This is a genomic window from Moorena sp. SIO4E2, from assembly GCF_010671945.1.
GTDB lineage: Bacteria > Cyanobacteriota > Cyanobacteriia > Cyanobacteriales > Coleofasciculaceae > Moorena > Moorena producens.
Genome location: NZ_JAAHIE010000068.1, coordinates 20,161 through 22,488 on the forward strand (window position 1 = coordinate 20,161; position 2,328 = coordinate 22,488).

Annotated in this window: 2 protein-coding genes; both read left to right on the forward strand. The window is 47.9% G+C overall.

Features of this window, described 5'->3' with window-relative positions; translation table 11 throughout:
- Window positions 1–648, forward strand: a 648-nt coding sequence (locus F6K37_RS10535; RefSeq protein WP_287249997.1) for a molybdopterin-binding protein, incomplete at its 5' end; no start/stop codon positions are given.
- Window positions 649–1,030: 382 nt separating this feature from the next.
- On the forward strand, window positions 1,031–2,328 hold a 1,298-nt coding region (gene hflX, locus F6K37_RS10540), incomplete at its 3' end, for a GTPase HflX (RefSeq protein WP_287249999.1).

A 2,328-nucleotide genomic window follows, 5' to 3' on the forward strand; every position in this document is an offset into this window, starting at 1 on the left:
CTCTTGGGGGGAGTACCCATACCTATGGGGATTGTGCGCGATCAGCCAGACGATCTAAAAAATGCGATCGCAAACGCTATATCCGAAGCAGATATGGTTCTATCTACTGGCGGTGTATCAGTGGGGGATTATGACTATGTAGACAAAATCTTAGCCCAGCTCGGAGCAGAGATTCACATCCACTCCGTTGCGGTTAAACCCGGTAAACCCCTAACTGTTGCTACTTTTACCTCCCCCTTGCCTAATTCCCCAGAAGACAGTGACCTTTCTAGTACTCCCTCGTGTTTAAAACGTCCAGTACTGTACTTTGGTCTACCTGGGAATCCCGTTTCAGCACTAGTCAGTTGTTGGCGGTTTGTTAAACCAGCACTGTTAAAACTATCTGGTTTACCGGAGGAAGTCTCCAAACCAGTTTTTGTCAAAGCGATCGCATGTAATGACTTACATGCCGGTGGAGGCCGGGAAACTTATCTGTGGGGACAACTGTGTTTAGATGCAGCTGGTAACCACGAATTTCATCTGGCCAGCGGTAGTCATAGTTCTGGTAATTTGATTAATCTTGCTTATACCAATGGTCTAGCGGTGGTGCCAATCGGTAAAACCTTGATTCGGGCTGGTGAATCGGTATTAGTTTTACAGGTAGGCTAGGGCACAATAATATCAAATCCGGTTGAATAACCTACTTCCTGGTGAGGGGAGCTTCGGGTGCAGGGGAGCTTCGGGTGCAGGGGAAGAAAGATAATGTTCTGGATATCGTAAATGTGGGCAATTATCCCGATTTGATCTAAAAGGTAAAAGCCATGCAAGCAAGGAGCTTTGATTTATCACCAGAAACCTGGTTTTAAGGGTCTTGGTGGGTAATTGATGTTGCCTAACGCTTTGTTGTCACCCCTTGCTCGCCACACCCGGTTAACCGGTCACCCACCCCATAACCCTATACCATGGCAAAAGCCGGATTTTTGGTTTCACTGGGTAAGTCTTAAAATAGATAAAGTAGTCTTGGAAACCAGGTTACTGGTCAGTAGCGCCTATCGATACTATCTACGGTAATCTTCAAGGTCTTAAGCCTAGCCAGCTCAAGCAACTAAAACGGCTGTATCACCAACGCTTACCCAGCGATAACTTGACTACGCCGGAGTTTGCTCAACGTGTTGCAGCCATTAGCACAGACATTCAACAGCCCCTATGCACCTACATCAATCGCCGGGGACAAGTGATTCGTGTGGCTGTAGGTACCCCTACTCAGACCAAAATTCCTCCCCTGGAATTGCCCCGTTACGGTGCTGAACGATTGTGCGGGATTCGCTGTATCGCCACTCAGCTCAAATCAGAAATCCCCAGAGAATCTACCCTCACGGCTATGGCAATTCAGCGATTGGATGCATTGGTGGTACTTACGATTACTGGCTCAGGTATGATAAGGCGGGGTGGTGGAGCAACAGGTTATATCAAAGAAACCTATCTCGCACATTTACTCCCTCCTAGTAACTCAGAAGGAAACAATCAGGTAGACTCTCAACTCCTAAATTGGAGTGTATCATCACCCATGAGTCTGGATATTCTGACCAAGCAGGATTTCCAGGAATTGGTCGAAGAGCTAGAAGCTGAGTTTCGAAGGCAATTTGTGGCTCAGCAAGTCGATGTTGACCAAGATAGGGTGCTGATTATAGGATTAATGACTGAAAAAATCAGCCCAGAGCGATTTGAAGATGGCTTAGCAGAAATTGGGCGGTTGGTGGAAACCGCTGGTGGAGAAGTATTAGGGGTAATCCAGCAAAAGCGATCGCATCCCCATCCCCAAACAGTAGTTGGTAGCGGTAAGGTAGAGGAAATTGCCCTGACTACCCAAACTCTAGCCGCTAATCTGGTAGTATTTGACCGCGACCTATCACCAGCACAAGCTCGCAACCTAGAATCCCAAATTGGTGTTCGGGTTGTAGACCGTACTGAAGTGATTCTCGATATTTTCGCCCAACGAGCTCAATCCCGTGCTGGTAAATTGCAGGTGGAACTGGCACAACTAGAATATATGTTGCCTCGCCTTACTGGTCGGGGTCAGGCGATGTCCCGGTTAGGGGGTGGTATTGGTACTCGTGGTCCGGGTGAAACCAAACTGGAAACCGAACGCCGCTCCATTCAGCGTCGAATTACCCGACTTCAACAAGAAGTAAACCAATTACAGGCTCATCGGTCAAGGTTAAGGCAGCGGCGTCAGCAACAGGACGTTCCGACAGTGGCGGTCGTTGGTTATACAAATGCCGGCAAATCTACCCTGTTGAATACCCTAACCAATGCTGAGGTTTATACCGCTGACCAGTTATTTGCTAC